Source organism: Promicromonospora sp. NPDC023805 (assembly GCF_040639635.1).
Classification (GTDB): Bacteria; Actinomycetota; Actinomycetes; order Actinomycetales; family Cellulomonadaceae; genus Promicromonospora.
Genome location: NZ_JBFAAH010000037.1, coordinates 14,802 through 33,466, shown reverse-complemented (window position 1 = coordinate 33,466; position 18,665 = coordinate 14,802). Strand labels below are relative to the sequence as shown.

The following is an 18,665-nucleotide window of genomic DNA, read 5'->3' as shown; positions in this document are numbered from 1 at the left end:
AATCGGAGCAGAACCACGCGGAGCGCACCCGGTATCAGGGTGCGTCGATGCCGCCGACGCTGAACGCGTCGGCGGGTGCGGGGTGGGCTACGTCCGGGAGATCCCGAGAGCGTGCAGCGATGGCGCGGTCGCGTCCGCCGTATTGGCGGGGACCGGGACGTCGTCGTGCACCACTGCGGAAACGAGCGTGCCGGCCGAGGGCAAGGGCAGCGCGGCCGGTCCGGGGGAGGAGACGGTCAGCAGCGGACCGCAGTGCACCGACGGCGGGTGGCGATCGGAGCAGTCTCCGAAACCGTCGTGGATCGACCCGGAGGCGACCTCTACGGCGGTCGCCTCGTGATAGGTGCCGCACACCGCGCCCGCACTGACCACGGCGAGCACGAGGAACATGGCCGTCAGGACGTTCGCCAGCCCGCGCCGAGCACCGGCGAGGAGGGGTCGAGTGCGACGAGTGGCGTCCATGGCGAGCCCAACAGTAGTCGAGCCCGCCCGAAATGTGAGACGTCGAGTGAGGGGATTGACGAGACGGCGCCCCGCATGAGTGCGTAGCCCTCCGTCCACCCCCACGGAGCTCACATGACAGCCATCGACGCCTCTCCGGTCACCCTCCGGGAACCTGTCCGGATCACCCGCACGGCACGGGCGGTCCAGCCCGACCCGCCGGAACACCGCGGCCGGCTCGCCGCCGCCCGCACCCAGGTCGCAGCGCGCTACGGCGTGAACGCCCGGCACGCGGACCTCGCGGCACCGCAGGTGGCCGGCGCCCTCGCGGCGGCAGCGGACCTGCCCCGTTCGGTGCTCGAGGTTCAGCTCGGCCACCGCTCGGTTCGCCGGTTCCTGCCCGGACCTCTGGCACCCTCCGTGCTGCCCACCCTGGTCGCCGCCGCGCAGTCCGCACCGACGTCGTCCAACCTGCAGCTCTGGAGCGTCGTCGCCGTCACCGACCCGGCACGCCTCGCGCGCATCGCCACGCTGTCCGGCGAGCAGGACCACGTGCGAGACGCACCGCTCCTCCTCGTCTGGATCGCGGACCTCGCCCGCGTCCGGGCGCTCGCCGCCAGCCGGAGCACGGCGGTGCACGCCACCGGCTACCTCGAGACCACCATGACCGCGTTCCTCGACGCCGCGCTCGCCGCCCAGAACGCAGTCGTCGCCGCCGAGTCCCTCGGCCTGGGCACCGTCTACCTCGGCGGGGTGCGGGACGACCCGGAGGCGCTCGCGGCCGAGCTGAAGCTGCCCCGGGGGACCGCACCGGTCGTGGGGCTGGTCGTCGGCCGCCCGGACCCGGCATGCCCCGGGCGGGTCAAGCCGCGTCTGCCGCAGGCCGTCGTCCTGCACCACGAGACCTACGACATGGCGCGGCAGCTCCGGTCGCTGGGCGCGTACGAGCGGCGCATGACCGCCTTCTACCGCGACGAGGGCTTCACGGGAGGGTGGATCGGGCGCGTCCTGACCCGCATGCGTGGTCACGGGTCGCTGCGCGGCCGGGAGCGGCTGCGCTCGGCACTGGCCGCGCTGGGCATGCCGTCGTGGTGAGGTCCGCAGACACTCAGGTTCCCGGCCGGCACCACGGGAGGGGCTCTGAATCATTTAAGTAGGTGCTACTCGTTGACACCGGGCAAACGCTTACCTTACCGTCGACGACGCCGATTAGATCGATACAAGTCGGTGGTGGACGACCCCGTGGCGATGGCGCCCCGTCGGTCGTCCCCGCACCTCGCCAGCCCTCAGCCCGCGCCCGAAACGGCCGAGCCACCTCAAAGACGAGCCACCTCAAAGACGAGCCACTGCACAGGGAGCGAACAATGTCCGAAACAAGATCGAGGCGAAGAGGTACCAGAGCGGCGCTCGTGGCCGGGCTCTCCGGTCTCGCCGTCGTCGCGTCGAGCGTCGTCGCGCTGAACACGGCGCACGCCGCCACGGTCCGCCACGAGGCAGAGACCGCCCCCACCGTCTGCGGTGGCCTGGTCGAGGCCAACCACGCCGGGCACTCGGGCAGCGGGTTCTGCAACTCCGACAACGCTGTCGGCGCCGCCGTCGAGTTCCGGGTCAACGCCGCCGCGGCGGGCCCGGCGACCCTGACGTTCGGCTACGCCAACGGCGGGACGGAGAGCAGGCCGGGCGAGGTGCTCGTGAACGGCGCAGTGGTGGGGGCCTCGCAGTTCGGCGCCACCGGCGCCTGGACGAGCTGGGGGAGCCAGACCGTCACCGCACAGCTCAACGCCGGCGCGAACACCGTCCGGCTGCGGGCCACCGGCGCGGGCGGCCTGGCGAACGTCGACTACCTGGACGCCACGACCGGCGGCTCCGAGGAGCCCGGCGGCGGGAGCGGCGTCTACGAGGTAGAGGCCCTCACCCGCGGCGTGACCGTCGTGCCCTCGGGTGGCGGCAACCTCGTGAGCTGGCGCCTGCTGGGCACCGACGCCCAGAACGTGGCCTTCAACGTCTACCGCGACGGCACGCGGCTCAACTCGACGCCGATCACCGGCGCCACGAACTACCTCGACACGGGCAACGGGACCTACACCGTCGCGGCCGTCAACGGCGGCACCGAGGGGACGCGCGTGGGAGCCGAGGTCAGGTTCGGCTCGAGCGGCTACTTCGACATCCCGATCAGCCGGCCCTCGAGCATCCACGAGGCCAACGACGCCAGCGTCGCCGACCTGGACGGCGACGGCGACTACGAGTACGTCGTCAAGTGGTCCCCGACCAACTCCAAGGACAACTCGCAGACCGGCGTCACCGACAACACCTTCGTCGACGCCTACACCCTCCAGGGAACCCGCCTGTGGCGGATCGACCTGGGGCGCAACATCCGGTCCGGGGCCCACTACACCCAGTTCCAGGTGTACGACTACGACGGTGACGGTGACGCCGAGATCGCCATGAAGACCGCCGACGGGACGCGCGACGGCCGTGGCGTCGTCATCGGCAACGCCAGCGCGGACCACCGCAACAGCGGCGGCTACATCCTGACGGGGCCGGAGTTCCTGACGATCTTCGACGGCCGCACGGGCGGCGCGGTCGACTCCGTCAACTACCAGCCCGCGCGCGGCAACGTGGCGGACTGGGGCGACGGCTACGGCAACCGGGTCGACCGCTTCCTGGCCGGCACGGCGTACCTCGACGGGTCCACGCCGTCGATGATCTTCGCGCGCGGCTACTACACGCGCTCGGTGATCTGGGCTGTCGACTTCGACGGCCAGAACCTCACGACCCGGTGGATCTTCGACTCCAACGCCAGGGGCGCGCAGTACGAGGGCCAGGGCGCACACAGCCTGTCGATCGCCGACCTGAACGGCGACGGCCGGCAGGACGTGGTCTACGGGGCGATGGTGGTCGGCTCGGACGGCAACGCGCTGTGGAACTCCCGCATGGGACACGGCGACGCGCTCCACGTCTCGGACTTCGTGCCGAGCCGCGCTGGCCAAGAGGTGTACATGGTGCACGAGAGCGGCACCGCGCCGTCGTCCAGTCTCCTCGGCTCGAACGGCACGGTCCTGTTCCAGACCAGCCCCAGCGGTGACAACGGCCGCGGCGTGGCCGCGAACGTCACTCCCGGCAATGCCGGGGGTGAGTACTGGTCCGCGAACGTGACGGACCTGCGGAACTCCTCAGGAGGCTCCGTCGGCACCAAGCCGAGCTCGCTGAACTTCCTGGCCTGGTGGGACGGCGACGGCGAGCGCGAGCTGCTCGACGGCACCACCATCGACGACTACCAGAACGGCCGTCTGCTGACCGGCTCGAACGTGGCGTCGAACAACGGCACCAAGGCGACGCCGTCGCTCTCGGCGGACCTGTTCGGCGACTGGCGTGAAGAGGTCGTCTGGCGGACCACCGACTCCTCGGCGCTGCGCATCTACGCCACGCCGCACCGGACGACCCTGCGCATCGCGACGCTGATGCACGACGTGCAGTACCGCACGGCGATCGCCTGGCAGAACACCGGCTACAACCAGCCGCCGCACCCGAGCTTCCACATCGGCAGCGAGGTCACCAGCTACCCCTGGCCCAACATCCACACCCCGTAACCGAGCCACGGCTCCGGATCAGGGGCGGGCGGACCGCGCGGTCCGCCCGCCCCTGTCGTCTGCGCGAGGACCGCTCATGACCGGTTGCGCACGAGCCTGCGCGTGACCGCGGTGACCACTATGCTGCCCACGAGCGTGCCGACCAGGACGAGTATCGCGCCGACCGCCCAGAGCCCCGAGTCGTCGGTCGACGAGGCGTGGAGGGTCCAGGCGGCCGTGAAGGGCAGGCTGACCGCGAGCACCGCGAGCCATGCCGGGAGCACCAGGGCGGCGATCACCGCCAACCCGACGAGCACCACCACGCACGCGATCACCTGAGGCGCCTCGTAGGGCCCGGTGACGGATCCGGTGGCGGCGTCGACCTCACCGGTCGTGTCCCGGCCGAGGGTCCACCACGTGGCGGTCGTCAGTGCGGCGATCACCAGGGTGGCCAGTGCGACGAGGTAGCTGTTCTGCGGCATGGTCCCCATAGTGCACTTTCCGGGAGGGTGTCCGCCCGCGGCTCGGCGCCTCGCGCTGGACATTCCGCCGATTTGACGGGATCTTGACCAACTTCACAGATGGTGGCAAAATCCCGAAATGGTGGCGCTAACATCGCAGTTCGCATCCCCCGGGGCAGCCATCGCCCGACGAGCACAGTCAACGACGACAGCCGAGCCACAAGGGGATCATCATGCCGATCAGCGCCGCGAACCGCCGTCCTGCGCCAGCCCGTCCGGTACCAACCCGTCCCGGCCCGTTGCGTGCCGCGTACGCGACCGCGGCCGCCGCGGTCCTTCTGCTCGTCGGCGGGTCCGTCCCCGCGGCGTCGGCCCCGGCCGGCCCCGCGGACGAGAACGCGCCGGCGGAGGCGGGGGCGATGGCCTGGGAGACCCTGATCGACGGGAACTCGTTCGCCAGTCGCGCCGCGCTGGAGTCGGAGTGGAACTACCTGTACCCGTGGGGGTCGGACCACAACGGCACCGCCCGCATGTACGCCAGCTCGTCCGACAGCAACCACCTGTTCCTGTCGCCCGCCGGGCAGCTCAACATCAAGGCGACCCGGATCTCCTGGGACGAGGGCGTCAGCAACAAGGACCCGCACCTGCCCATCAAGTACCACTCGGCGGCGATCCACGCGAAGAACCAGATAGTCGTCAACGACACCTACCCGAGCTACGAGATCCGCGGCGAGTTCCAGGCGCCGTCGGCCCGGGGCACGTGGCCCGCGTTCTGGATCACGGGGGCGAACAGCTGGCCGCCGGAGAGCGACATCCTCGAGTTCAAGGGTGACGCCCGGAACTGGTTCAACACCTACGACGGCGGTTGGGACAACACGATCGTCCCGGTCAGCTCGCCGGGGAGCTGGCACGAGTACCGCATCTGGATGAACAAGATCAACGCGACGGACGTCGAGATCCACTACTACCTCGACGACGTCTGGAAGGCCAGGCACGTCGGGTCCAACTTCGTGGGCAAGCCGATGAACCTCATCATCAACCTGCAGATGGAGGGGGCGTCGGGCTCACCGGGGCCCACCACCGACACCCACTTCCGGGCCCGCAACGTCTACGTGGGCCGTACCGCCAACTGATCGGCCCGCAGGGCCAGCCGACACCTGATCGGTCCGCAACCACGCGTGAGGAACTTCCAGCCATGAGTATTCGACGTACCTCGCGCGGACTGGCGGCAGCCGTCACGGTCCTCGCCCTCGCGGCCGGCGCGGCCGGTGTCGCCGCGCCGGCCGTGGCCGACGTGCCGACGGTCCCCGACCCGATCGAGTACGACGCCTACCCGGCGGTGGCCGACCCCGGTGCGTCGTCCGGCAGCTACTTCCGGCCGCACTGGTACGACACCGACGGGCGCCACATCCAGGCGCACGGCGGCCAGATCGTCACGCACACCGCCGAGGAGCTCGGCGTCGAGGCGAGCGAGACCACCGCCGTCGACCAGGACGGCACCACCGTCTACCACTGGTACGGCGAGGACCGGTCCAACGGCTACTACGAGAGCCCCGGCGTCTCGCTGTACACCTCGACCGACACCTTCAACTGGACCAACGAAGGCGTGGTGCTGCGTTCGGTCACGTCGCGCGCGGAGCTGGAGTCCGAGTACTTCGACGCGCTCTACGACACGGTGGCCGACGACGGCACGCCCGACGCCGAGCGCATCGACGAGCTGTTCTACCACCTCAACGTACGGGCGACGACGGAGGCGGGCGGGGCGCAGCTCAACGCGATCTTCGAGCGGCCCAAGGTGCTCTACAACGAGCGAACCGACAAGTGGGTGATGTGGTGGCACTCCGACGGGAGCATCACGCCCGGCGGCAGCAACTACGCCCGGTCGCTGGCGGCGGTCGCCGTCGCCGACTCGCCGGCCGGCCCGTTCGAGCTCCAGGGCGCGTACCGCCTCTACAACGAGCCGACGTACCAGACGGCGTGCGACATGCCCAGCGCCGTGCCCGGCCAGGCCCGCGACATGACCGTGTTCCAGGACACCGACGGCACCGCCTACGTCGTCTACTCGTCCGAGGAGAACCGCAGCCTCTACATCGCGAAGCTCGACGACGAGTACACGAACGTCGAGCGGACGACCACCGAGGACGAGGTGGGCATCCAGTTCTCGGCCGACGGCCGGTACCCGCGCATCTGGGCGGACGGCACCGAGGGCGCGCCCGTCGCGGGTGCGGACTACGGCATAGTGCGCCGCTGCGGCATCCTGGAGGCGCCCGCGGTGTTCGTGCACGACGGCAAGTACTACACGGTCGCCTCCGGCGCGACCGGCTGGTCGCCCAACCCGGAGACGTACTACACCGCCGACTCGATGCTCGGCACGTGGATCCGCGGCGTCGACCCGGACGACAAGTACGAGAACGTCGCCTACAACACGATCCCCGAGGGTGGCGACGGGCTGCTGTCGGTGGGTGACTCGCGCCGGACGAGCTTCGGGTCGCAGTCCACGAACGTGCTCCCGCTCGACCCGGGTAGCGGCAAGTTCGTCTACATGGGCGACCGCTGGAACGCCGGCGCCGCCGACTCCACGTACGTCTGGCTGCCGATCACCATCGGTGAGCGCGGGAGCCTCGAGATGCGCAACCCCGCGGTCGAGGACGCCCGCTGGGCGGACGGGTGGACCGGCGAGTACTGGGACGACAAGGGCGCGGGCCGGTACATCTGGGAGGTCACCGACGACCGGCTCCCGGCGACCGTCCGCACCAACGACGACCTCACGGCGGCGCTGCCCGGCACGGTGGAGGTCACGGCGAACGGCGTCGCCTCCGACGTCGCCGTCACGTGGAGCCCGGACGTGATCCGGTCGGCGGGTCCGCAGACGATCACGGGCACCCTTGCCGGGGACGACGAGTTCACTGCCGGACGGACGTTCCGGCGCACCGTCGAGGTGGTCGCGCACGGCGCGCACAACCTCGCGCCGTCGGCGGCGGTCACGGCCTCGGTGCGGCAGGAGCTCGCGGCGAGCACCACTGACGGGAGGCTCGGCAAGGGCTGGGACGACTGGGCGGCCGGGGGCAACTACCCGCGCGACAGCACCCTCGACTACGCGTGGCCGGAGCTGCGGGCGCCGCGGGAGATCGTGGCCCACCTGTACCAGGACGGCACCACCGCTACCTGGCCGTCGCGGATCGCCGTCGAGTACCTCGACACCAACGGTGACTGGCAGACGACGGACGTCGCGGCCGACGTCGCCCAGGACGCCGCCGGACCCGCGCCGGTGGTCCGGCTGGACGCGTCGTCCGTGCCGCCCACGACCGCCGTCCGCCTGCGGCTGACCACCGAGGCCGCGACGTGGCAGGCGGTCGCGGAGGTCGAGATCCTCGGGCTCGCGCCGACGTCGGCCACCGATCTCGCGACCCTTGCGGTCGACGGCGAGGACGTGGACGGCTTCGACCCGGCGGACTGGGACCAGACGGTGGTCACGACAGGCTCCGAGCCGGTCATCACGGGGACCGCGACGGATCCCGCCGCGACCGTCACCGTGGACCAGCCGACCGCCGAGCGCCCCTGGGCGCACGTGACGGTGACGGCCGAGGAGGGTGACGCCGCGGTCGCCGAACGGGTCTACCTCGTGCGCGTCCTGAACCCCCGCAGCGACGCCCGGCTGACGGGTCTGGAGGTCAACGGCGTAGCAGTTGCCGGGTTCGATGCCGCCACCCTGGACTACTGGGTGGATCCCGGGCCGTGGGGACCCGTCCCCGAGGTGACCGCCGACCCGCTGCAGGACGACGCGACGGTGGCCGTCCGCGCCGACCAGGCGGCCGCACGCGTGACCGTCACGGCGCCCGACGGGCGCACGACGCGGACGTACACGCTCACGTTCGCCGGCACAGGGTGCGCCGACGACGCGGTGAGCGCCCCGTGGCTGTTCGCCACGCTGGCGACCCGTCCGGGGTCGGCCTGCGCGGGGGAGGAGTCGGCGTTCCGCATCTCCGACTCCGACGACGGCCTGTGGACCAACAAGGACAACCTCAGCGTCGTCTACCAGCCGGGCCGGCTGCCCGTCGGCGGCTCCGTGCAGACCTACGTGGCAGGCCTGGACAGGGGAGCGAGCGCCGACCCGCGTGCGGGTCTCATCGTCCGTAACGACCTGTCGGCGGCAGGCAAGGGGAGCGCCGACGGCTACGTCGACCTCGTGACCAGCCCCTCGGGCGCGTACCTGCAGTGGGACTCGAACGGCGACGGCTGGCTCGACAGCGAGGGCAGCAAGGTCGCGCTCGCGACGGCGCCCGTCGAGCTCCGCCTCGAGCGCACGGACGAGAGCACGATGACGGGCTACTACCGCACGTCGCCCGAGCGGCCGTGGACCCAGGTCGGTACCGCGCCGCTGACCGGCGCCGACGGCGAGCTCGACGCTGGCGTCACCGCCACGGCGAACAGCACCCGGGCGACGTCGACCGCGACCTTCCTGCGCACGCGATTCTGGGACGAGCGGGAGAGTGCCGACGCGGTGGGTGTCGGCACGGTGGCCCGCAGGGCGCCGGTGCTGCCGGAGACGGTGGGCGTGACGCTCGCCGGGGGCGGCCGGACGACGTCCGCCGTCGACTGGGAGCCCGTCGAGGAGGCCGCGTACGCAGAGGCCGGAACGTTCACCGTCCGCGGTGCGGTAGAGGGGACCGGGCTGGTCGCGGTGGCCACGGTGACCGTCGCGCCGTGGCCGGTGCGCGGCGCCATCGGGCGGGAGGTCACGTTCACCGCGGGCGGGTTCGCGCCCGGCGAGGTGGTGTCCGTCTCGCTGCGGACCAAGCAGCGGTTGGGCGAGGTGACCGCGACGGACGGCGGCACGGTCACGCCGCGCTTCGTGGTCCCACGGGTGCGCCCGGGCAGCCACGACCTCGTGCTGCGTGGTGCGAGCTCGGGTACGGAGCTCGTCCTGCGGCTGGTGGTCCGGCCCGGACACGGCGGATCGGGCAGCTGATGACCCGTCCGAGAGTGATGTGTACCACGAAGCTGCTTTCACCCATGGCTTGACGCGGCCCTCCGAACGATTAAGTTAGGTCAGGCAAACCTAAGTAGTGCGAACGCCGCCCGAAACGGGCGGCGTTCGTGCGTACTTTCCTGCCCTTCCCGCATCCCTTCCCGAGGAGCCGTCCGCATGCCCTCACGCCTGCCCGCAGCGACGCAGCCAGCGACCACCGCACCCGTCCAGGGCGCGAGCCACGACACGACAGCACTGTTGCGCGGGGCCACCGCGAGCGTCTATGCGGACACGGTCCGCGAGGTCGCCGACGACGTCGCCGCCCGGCTCGTCGCCGTCACGCAGCCGTTCTCCGGCGCCAGCCGCTCCGAGCTGCGCGCCCTGGTGGACGCCGTGGACCTGGACGGCCCGCCGTCGGGCACCCGGGAGGCGCTGCGCGAGGCCGGCGACCTGTACGCGAAGCACGCGATCTGGTTCCACGAGCCCACGTACACGGCGCACCTGAACTGCCCGGTGGCGCTGCCCGCGATCGGTGCCGAGACGATGCTCGCGGCCATCAACACGTCCGTGGACACCTACGACCAGTCGACCGTCGCCACCTTCATGGAGCGCCGCCTGGTCGAGTGGACGGCGGGCCGCATCGGCTTCACGGTGGGCGAGGAGGGCGACGCCGCCGTCGCCGACGGCATCTTCACCTCGGGCGGCACGCAGTCCAACTTCCAGGCCCTGTTCCTGGCGCGCGAGAAGTCGCGCCGCGCCGGCACCCGCCTGGAGTCCATGCGCATCCTCGCCACCGCGGTGAGCCACTTCAGCATCGCCAAGTCCGCCCTCCTGCTCGGCCTGCCGGACGACGCTGTGGTCACCGTCGGCACCGACTCCGACGGCCGCATGAGCCCGGACGCCCTGGCCCAGACCCTCGTCGACATCGAGCGCACCGGCGACACGGTGATCGCCGTCGTCGCGACCGCCGGGACCACCGACCGCGGCTGCATCGACCCCCTGGACCCGATCGCCGACCTGTGCGACGCCGTCGACACCTGGCTGCACGTCGACGCCGCGTACGGCTGCGGGCTGCTGGTGAGCCCGCGCCGCCGCCACCTGCTGGACGGCATCGAACGCGCCCGCAGCGTCACCGTCGACTTCCACAAGTCGTTCTTCCAGCCCGTGTCGTCCAGCGCGCTCGTCGTCCGCGAGCGGGCCGACCTGGCACCCGTCGCCTGGCACGCCGACTACCTCAACCCGGAGGAGAACGCCGAGCCCAACCAGGTCGACAAGTCCCTGCAGACCACGCGCCGGTTCGACGCGCTCAAGCTCTGGGTCACGCTGCGCGCGCTCGGCGCGGACGGCGTCGGCACGATGGTGGACGCCGTCTGCGACCTGGCCGCCGCGGTGCACCAGGACCTCGCGACGGACCGCGACTTCCGGGTAGTGGGAACCACCCAGCTCTCCACGGTCCTGTTCCGCTACCAGCCCGAGGGGCTCGACGCCGCGCGTGCGGACGCCCTGGTGCCGCAGGTGCGCCGCGTGCTGTTCGACTCGGGCCGCGCCCTGGTCGCCAAGACCGTCATCGACGGCCGCCCCTGCCTCAAGCTCACGCTGCTCAACCCCGACGCGACGCTCGCCGACATCCGGGGCGTGCTCGAGCTCGTCCGCTCGGCCGCGCACGGCCTGCTCGCGGGGGAGGCGCTGCTCGACACCGACGAGCCGCCGTGCCGCGACGTGCACCCGCGGCTGGCGCGCACGGACGCACACACTGAGGCACACGCTGCCCAGGACACCGACGGAGAGACCAGATGACGACCGCCCCGGCCCCCACGTACGACCTGCTCGGGATCGGGATCGGCCCGTTCGACCTCGGCCTCGCGGCGCTCGCGGAGCCCCTGGACGACGTCGAGGCGGTGTTCCTCGACCAGCGCGACGGGTTCTCCTGGCACGCCGGGATGCTCATCGAGGGCACGACGCTGCAGGTGCCGTTCCTGGCCGACCTGGTGACGATGGCGGACCCGACGTCGCCGTACTCGTTCCTGGCATGGCTCAAGGCGACGGGGCGGCTGTACCAGTTCTACATCCGTGAGTCGTTCTACCCGCTGCGCGCCGAGTACGACCAGTACTGCCGCTGGGTCGCGGAGCAGCTGCCGACGCTGCGCTGGGGGCGGCGCGTGACGAGCGTCGTCCGGGTCGCGGCCCCTGCGTCGGCGGACGGCGAGTCCGGCGGCTACGTGTTCGAGGTGACCGCCGAGTCCGTCCATGGTGTCGAGAAGCATGTCGAGAAATACTGTGCCAAGCACCTCGTGCTCGGCACCGGGACGCAGCCGCGCCTGCCCGCTCACCTCCAGGGCCTGGAGGGCGCGGGCCCCGTCGTGCACACCAGCGACTACCTGCCGCACCGCGCGGAGCTGGCGGCGTCCGGCTCCGTGACGGTCGTCGGCAGCGGGCAGTCCGCCGCGGAGGTGTACCGCGACCTGCTGGAGGGCTGCGGTACCGGCGCGGGGGAGCATCGCGTGGACTGGGTGACCCGCTCGCCGCGGTTCTTCCCGATGGAGTACACGAAGCTGACGCTCGAGATGACGTCGCCCGAGTACACCGACCACTACGTGTCCCTGCCCATCGAGCAGCGCGACGTCCTGGCGCGCGAGCAGCGCAACCTCTACAAGGGGATCAGCGGCGACCTGATCGACGACATCTACGACACCCTCTACCGCAAGTCCGCGCTGGGTGCCGAGGTGCCGACCACCCTCCTGTCCGACACCGAGGTGACCGCCGCCCGGTTCGACGCCGACGGCGCGGACGGGGCAGGCGAGTACGTCCTGACCCTGCGGCATGCCCAGCTCGGTACGACGGCGGAGCACCGCACCCGGGCGCTCGTCGTCGCCACCGGCTACGCCGCTACGGTGCCCGGCTTCCTGGCACCCGGCCTGGTCAACCTCGACCACCGCGGCCGCTACGCCGTCGCGCGCGACTACACGGTCGACGACGACCGGCGGATCCACGTCGTGGGCGTCGAGGAGCACACCCACGGCGTCACCGCGCCAGACCTCGGGTTCGGACCCTGGCGCAACTCGGTGATCCTCGCTAACGTCACGGGCCGCGAGCCGTACGCGACGGAGCGCCGGATCGCGTTCCAGCAGTTCGGCCTGCCTGCCTCGGGGCTCGCGCCTGTCGAGACCAAGGCCGGCCAGCCCGACGACGAGATGGAGGCCGCCCGGTGACCGCCCCGACGACCGTGCACACGTTCACGACCACCACCCGGCTCGGCGAGGTCACCATCGAGCCGATAGACCCGGACCGCGACGCCGAGCTCGTCCAGGGCTGGCTCGCGCACCCCGCCGCCTCGTACTGGCAGATGGCCGAGCTGCGCGTCGACGAGGTGCGCGAGTACCTCGCCGGCGTCCAGGCGGGCCCCCACGAGGCCGCCTGGCTCGGCCGCCTCGACGGCGAGCCCGTCTTCATGACCGAGACGTACGACCCCGCGCACGTCCTGCTCGCGGACGTCCACGACGCCCTGCCCGGCGACCTCGGCATGCACCTGCTGGTGGCCCCGCCCGTCAACCCGCGGCACGGCATGACCGACGCAGTCATGACCGCCGTCATGCGGTTCTGCCTCACTGAGACCCAGCCCGACGGCGGCGGCCAGGGCGCCACGCGCGTCGTCGTCGAGCCCGACGTCGGCAACCGGAAGATCGCCGACAAGAACGCCGCGGCAGGCTTCCGCGTCCTGCGCGAGCTGGACCTCGGCCGCGGCGCGCACGCCAAGCGCGCCGCGCTGAGCGTCGCCACCCGCGCCGACTTCGCGGCGTCCGCCCTGGGCGACGGCCCGCTCCCTGCCTCCGAGCAGCCTGGATCGGACCTGCTCGCCACCCACCTGACCGCCGACCACATGGAGCACGCCCACCGGCACCTCGCGGCCAAGGCGCTCGCCGAGCTCGCACACGAGCGGCTGTTCCAGCCGGAGCCCGACGACGCCCCGGGCGCCCCGGCGGACGGCTTTCGCCTCGCGCTCGACGGCGTCGTCTACCGGTACACCGCCCGCCGGTACGCCCTGGAGCACTGGGTGGTCGACCCGGCGTCGATCCGCCGCACGGCCACCGCGGGGATGCGCGGCGACGTCGAGCTGCCCGTCGACGCGCTCGAGCTGGTCACCGAGCTGCAGCCCCTGCTGCAGGTGCCCGACGCGATGCTCGCGACCTACCTCGAAGAGCTCTCCTCCACGCTGGCCAGCGCGGCCGCGAAGCGCGAGCGCGAGCTCGACGGGCACACCCCGTCGGTGAGCGGCCTGCTCGAGGCGATGCGGACGGCGTCAGGCACCCGGGCCGCCGCCGAGGCCTTCCAGCAGGTCGAGGCAGCCATGTCCGAGGGACACCCCGGCTTCCTCGCGAACAACGGCCGCATCGGCTTCTCCCTGAGCGACTACCGCGCCTACGCCCCCGAACGCGGCGCCCGCATGCGCATGCTGTGGCTCGCCGCCCGCCGCGAGCACACCCACCTCGCGCTCGCGGCCGACCAGAGCGAGCAGGGCCACTACGGCGCCGAGCTGTCGGACGCCGAGCGCGCGGCCTTCGCCGACCGGCTCGCCGCCCGCGGTCTGGAAAGCGCCGACTACCTGTACCTGCCCGTGCACCCCTGGCAGTGGGAGCACCGCGTCGCGATCACCTTCGCCGCCGACGTCGCCCGCGGCGACCTCGTGCCGCTCGGCCCCGGCTCGGACGAGTACCAGCCGCAGCAGTCGATCCGCACCATGTTCAACCGCACGCGCCCCGAACGGCACTACGTCAAGGTCGCGCTCGCCATCCAGAACATGGGGTTCCTGCGCGGCCTGTCGCCCGCCTACATGCGCGCCACACCGCGGATCAACGACTGGGTAGCTGACCTGGTGACGAACGACGCGACCCTGCAGGGCGCCGGGTTCAGCGTGCTGCGCGAGGTCGCGTCCGTCGGCTACACGGGCGACGTCTACCACCGCACGCCGCAGCCCAACGCGCACCGCAAGATGCTCGCCGCCCTCTGGCGCGAGTCGCCCGTACCGCACCTCGCACCGGGCGAGCGGCTCGCGACCATGGCGAGCCTGCTCCACCGCGACGTGAGCGGCACGGCGTTCGCCACCGCCCTGGTCCGCGAGTCCGGCATCGCGCCCGAGGAGTGGCTGCGCGCCTACCTCGACGCCTACCTGTACCCGCTCGTGCACTGCCTGGTGACCTACGAGCTGGCGTTCATGCCCCACGGCGAGAACCTCATCCTCGTGCTGCACGACGGCGTGGTCCGCCGCACCGTCATGAAGGACATCGGTGAAGAGGTAGCGGTGCTCGGCGAGCAGCCCCTGCCCGACCGGATCGAACGCATCCGCGCCGTGGTCGACGACGACGAGAAGGCGCTCGCGATCTTCACCGACGTGTTCGACGGCGTGCTGCGCCACCTGTCCGGCATCCTCGCCGAGGACGGCGTGCTGGGCGAGGACCGCTTCTGGGCGCTCGTCGCGGAGACCATCGACCGGCACGCCGCGGAGCACCCGGCCGTGGCCGTTCCCGGGGGTGGCCGCGGGCCCGGGCTCGGCATCGACCTGCGGGCCGCACGCTTCGCGCACTCGTGCCTCAACCGGCTGCAGCTGCGCAACACCCTCCAGATGGTCGACCTGACCAACCAGTCGGAGTCGCTGATCTATGCAGGGACCCTGGCCAACCCGGCCGGCCGAAGAACCCACGGATGATCGAGGATTGCGCAAGAGATGATCGAGAGATGATGGGGAACGTGGAGTTCGACCTGTTCCGTGACGACCTCGGCATCCCGCACGTGCGGGCCGCCTCCGAGACCGCGCTGGCCTACGGCCAGGGCTGGGTGACCGCACAGGACCGCGGCCTGCAGGTCGAGGCCGACCGGATGCGGGCCGAGGAGCGGTACGCGGAGATCGCCGGCGCGGCGGGTGACGCCTGGGACCGGTTCGCGGCCCGGGAGCGCCTGGCCGCAACGGCCCGCGAGATCTACGACGCCCTGGACCGGCCCGAGCAGGAGTGGCTTGCCGCGTACTCCGACGGCGTGAGCGCCGGCCTGCTCGCGGGCGGGCGGGACGTGCCGGAGCTGGCCGGGGTGCCGCACGAGCCCTGGCAGCCGTGGACGCCGATCGGGGTCTTCCTCACCGCGCACGTGCTGTTCAACGGTTTCCCGAGCATCCTGTGGCGCGAGCACGTCGCCAGGCACCTGCACGTGCCTGGCGTGCCGCTGGAGCAGGTGCTCGGCCTGTTCGCGGCCGAGGCCGGGCCGAGCTCCGGCTCGAACGCGTGGGCGGTACACGGCTCGAACACCTCGTCGGGCAGCCCGCTCGTCGCGGGGGACCCGCACCGCACGCTCGAGCTCCCCGGCCCCTACCAGCAGGTCCGGCTCGTCTGCACCGACCCGGCCGCGCCGTACGACGTGCTCGGGTTCGCCTTTCCAGGGGTGCCCGGCATCCCGCACTTCGGGCATACGGGCTCCGTCGCGTGGGGTATCACCAACGCCATCGCGCACCATGTCGAGGTGGTCGCCGACGGCGCGGACAGCGCCGGTGCCGACGGCTGGCACTTGCACTGGCCCGCGCGCGAGCTGGCCGACGTCGGCGTCGCGTCCTGGCGCGCCCTGCTGCACGCCCGCACCGCGAGCGACGTCGCCGAGGCGTTCAGCGGCTGGGTGGACCCGGTCAACCGGGTCCTGGCCGCGGACAGCACCGGTGAGGTGCTCAGCATGACGGCGGGCAAGGTCCCCGCCGCCGCCGACCGCGCGCTGTCCGCCGCCAAGCCCGCCGACGGGTACGTGGACCTCCCCGCGCCGGTAGCGGTCACGCAGGTCGCCGTCGACGCGAACGAGCGGCCGGTGACCCAGCCGCCCGCCGAGCTGGACGGCCGCCCGGGCCTCGGCCCGCGTGACGTCCGGCCCGGCCGCGAGGCGCACGAGCTCGGCTGGTCGTACGCGCCGCACCGTGCGGAACGGATCAGGCAGCTGCTCGCCGCGGCGACCGTCCCGGAGTCGCCGGCGACGCAGGCGCGGATCCACGGCGACACCCGCGACCTGGGCGCGCCCGGACTCGTCGCGCACCTCGCCGACGACGGCTCGGCGCCCGCCGTCCGCCTGCGCGCCTGGGTCGCTGACGGCGCGCACGTCGACGCCGGCTCGACAGCCGCCGCCCTGTACATGCGGTGGCGGGATACGCTGACGCACCGCCTCGCCCGGCACCCCGTGTTCGCGCCGCTGCACGAGCCGCACGGGCAGGACCCGTCCTTCGCTCCCGTGCTCGGGGGTGTGCTCGACGTGCCGACGGCCGTCGGGGCCGGGCTCGCCAACATTCTCGCGGCGGACTGGCTGCGGATCGACTCCGCGGCCGAGGCGCGCGCGGCGCTGGCCGAGGTGGCCTCCGAGGACGAGCTCACCTGGGGTGAGCTGCACGTGCCCGCCCCGCTGCACCCCGTGCCGGGCCCTGGCGACCCGGCGTCCGGCGTGACCCCGGCGCACGTCTCCGGGAACAACGACACGGTCCGCTGCACCGGCGGGTCGCCGGGCGTTGCGGCCACCGCCTACCGCGGCTCCGTCGCGCGCTACGTCTGGGACCTGGCGGACCGCGCGAACAGCCGCTGGGGCGTGCCCTTCGGCGCCGACGGCCGCCCGGGCAGCGCGCACTTCGACGACCAGCACGCCACCTGGGCCGACGCCGGAACCGCCCCCGTCGTCACCGACTGGGACCGGCTGTACCCCGCGGACACGACGCTGCGGCTGCTGAACGGCCCGCGCGGGGCGGAGGTGTGGCGCCGCGACTTCGGCGCGGTCGGTCTCATCACCGTGCACATGCTCGATCCGGACGCCGACGCCGACGTCCTGCACGGCTGGTTCACGCAGCCGCGGGCCAGCTTCTGGGGCATGGGCGACCACACGCGCGACGAGGTGCGGGACACCTACGCGTTCGTCGAGTCCCTGCCCACCCATCACGCCTACCTGGTGCGGTGGGACGGCGAGCCGGTGGTGCTCCTCCAGGCGTACCTCCCCGAGCACGATCCGATCGCCACCGCCTACGACGTGCAGCCGGGCGACCTCGGCATGCACTTCTTCCTCGGGAGCCGCGGGCCCACCGCGCGGCACGGCTCGCCCGACAACCCGTGGACCGTCCTCGGCCCTGCGCTGCACGGCTTCCTCTTCGCCGGACCGGGCACCCGGCGGCTGGTCGGCGAGCCCGACGCGAACAACGACAAGGCCATCAGCCGGATGGTCGCCATGGGCTTCACCGCGGGCGAGCAGGTCTCGTACGAGTCGCCGCAGGGTCCGAAGGTGGCACGCATGGCGTATCTGAGGCGTGAGGAGGCGGCCGGCGGGCGGGTGGTCCGATAACGTCGCCGCATGGCGAACGAACCGACCACCGAACAGGCCCCTGAGTCGACCACTGCCGAGCCGGCCGGGCGCCCGCGGCGCACCCTGCTCGTCCGCCCGCCGTCGGCCCGCCTGGCCGACGGCGAGCTCACCCACCTGGAACGCGTCCCCGTCGACGCGGACCTGGCGGCCCAGCAGTGGCAGCGGTACGTGGAGGTGTTCCGCGGGTACGGCTGGGACGTGCGTGCGGTGCCGGCGGCCGAGGCGCATCCCGACGGGGTCTTCGTGGAGGACGCGGTGGTCGTGTTCGACGACCTGGCGGTCCTGACCCGGCCGGGGGCGCTGACCCGGCGCGGCGAGGTGGAGTCGGCGCGGCCGGTGGTCGAGGCGGTGGTGACCGAGCTCGCGCAGATCACGGAGCCGGGCACGCTGGAGGGCGGTGACGTCCTCAAGGTGGGCCGCACCGTGTACGTCGGCCGCACGGCGCGCACCAACGCCGAAGGTGCCGCCCAGCTCCGGGCGCTGCTCGAGCCGCGCGGGTGGCGCGTGGTCGAGGTGCCGGTGACCCGGGTGCTGCACCTGAAGTCCGCGGTGACCGCCCTGCCGGACGGCACGATCATCGGGTACGCGCCCCTCGTCGAGGACGCCGGCGTGTTCGACGCGTTCGTGCCGGTGCCCGAGGCGGAGGGCAGCGCCGTCGTCGTGCTGGACGAGTCCACGGTGCTGATGTCCGCGGCCGCACCCGCCACGACCGAGCTGCTCAGGGGGCGCGGGCTGACCGTGCTCACCACGCCCGTCACCGAGTTCGAGAAGCTCGAGGGGTGCGTGACCTGCCTGTCGGTGCGGGTGCGCTGAGCACCTTTCTTGGCGTGACGCAGGTCACAGCAAACAAGGTGCTTACCCAAA

Annotated in this window: 11 protein-coding genes; 9 read left to right on the top strand and 2 right to left on the bottom strand. The window is 72.4% G+C overall.

Translation table 11 applies throughout. The features are described from left to right. Positions 1–87 precede the first annotated feature (87 nt). Positions 88–462, bottom strand: coding sequence for a hypothetical protein (locus AB0F70_RS25280; RefSeq protein WP_357455270.1), 375 nt, complete (start codon positions 460–462; stop codon positions 88–90). A gap of 114 nt (positions 463–576) precedes the next feature. Here AB0F70_RS25280 and AB0F70_RS25275 point away from each other — a divergent pair, with 114 nt between their 5' ends. Next, on the top strand, positions 577–1,536 hold the full coding sequence (locus AB0F70_RS25275) for an NADPH-dependent oxidoreductase (RefSeq protein ID WP_357455267.1): 960 nt from the start codon (positions 577–579) through the stop codon (positions 1,534–1,536). Between the two features lie 314 nt (positions 1,537–1,850). After that, on the top strand, positions 1,851–4,031 hold the full coding sequence (locus AB0F70_RS25270) for a carbohydrate-binding protein (RefSeq protein ID WP_357455264.1): 2,181 nt from the start codon (positions 1,851–1,853) through the stop codon (positions 4,029–4,031). 74 nt (positions 4,032–4,105) lie between these two features. Here AB0F70_RS25270 and AB0F70_RS25265 read toward each other — a convergent pair whose 3' ends face one another. Next, positions 4,106–4,492 (bottom strand): hypothetical protein, encoded by a 387-nt coding sequence (locus AB0F70_RS25265; protein WP_357455261.1) that lies wholly within the window; start codon positions 4,490–4,492, stop codon positions 4,106–4,108. Between the two features lie 212 nt (positions 4,493–4,704). Here AB0F70_RS25265 and AB0F70_RS25260 point away from each other — a divergent pair, with 212 nt between their 5' ends. The 7 genes from AB0F70_RS25260 to ddaH all read left to right on the top strand — a co-directional run bounded on the left by AB0F70_RS25260 (position 4,705) and on the right by ddaH (position 18,614). After that, on the top strand, positions 4,705–5,604 hold the full coding sequence (locus tag AB0F70_RS25260) for a hypothetical protein (RefSeq protein ID WP_357455258.1): 900 nt from the start codon (positions 4,705–4,707) through the stop codon (positions 5,602–5,604). A gap of 62 nt (positions 5,605–5,666) precedes the next feature. After that, entirely contained in the window at positions 5,667–9,440 is a 3,774-nt protein-coding gene (locus AB0F70_RS25255; RefSeq protein ID WP_357455255.1) for an Ig-like domain-containing protein, read from the top strand. Positions 9,441–9,617: 177 nt separating this feature from the next. Next, on the top strand, positions 9,618–11,237 hold the full coding sequence (locus AB0F70_RS25250; RefSeq protein ID WP_357455252.1) for a pyridoxal-dependent decarboxylase: 1,620 nt from the start codon (positions 9,618–9,620) through the stop codon (positions 11,235–11,237). After that, on the top strand, positions 11,234–12,649 hold the full coding sequence (locus AB0F70_RS25245) for a SidA/IucD/PvdA family monooxygenase (RefSeq protein ID WP_357455249.1): 1,416 nt from the start codon (positions 11,234–11,236) through the stop codon (positions 12,647–12,649). The genes AB0F70_RS25250 and AB0F70_RS25245 overlap by 4 nt, the downstream gene beginning before the upstream one ends. After that, on the top strand, positions 12,646–15,141 hold the full coding sequence (locus AB0F70_RS25240) for a GNAT family N-acetyltransferase (RefSeq protein WP_357455246.1): 2,496 nt from the start codon (positions 12,646–12,648) through the stop codon (positions 15,139–15,141). The genes AB0F70_RS25245 and AB0F70_RS25240 overlap by 4 nt, the downstream gene beginning before the upstream one ends. A gap of 29 nt (positions 15,142–15,170) precedes the next feature. Further along, complete coding sequence (locus AB0F70_RS25235; protein WP_357455243.1) at positions 15,171–17,780, top strand: GNAT family N-acetyltransferase; 2,610 nt, start codon at positions 15,171–15,173, stop codon at positions 17,778–17,780. Between the two features lie 9 nt (positions 17,781–17,789). Beyond that, positions 17,790–18,614, top strand: coding sequence for a dimethylargininase (ddaH, locus tag AB0F70_RS25230; RefSeq protein ID WP_357455240.1), 825 nt, complete (start codon positions 17,790–17,792; stop codon positions 18,612–18,614). Positions 18,615–18,665: the final 51 nt, after the last annotated feature.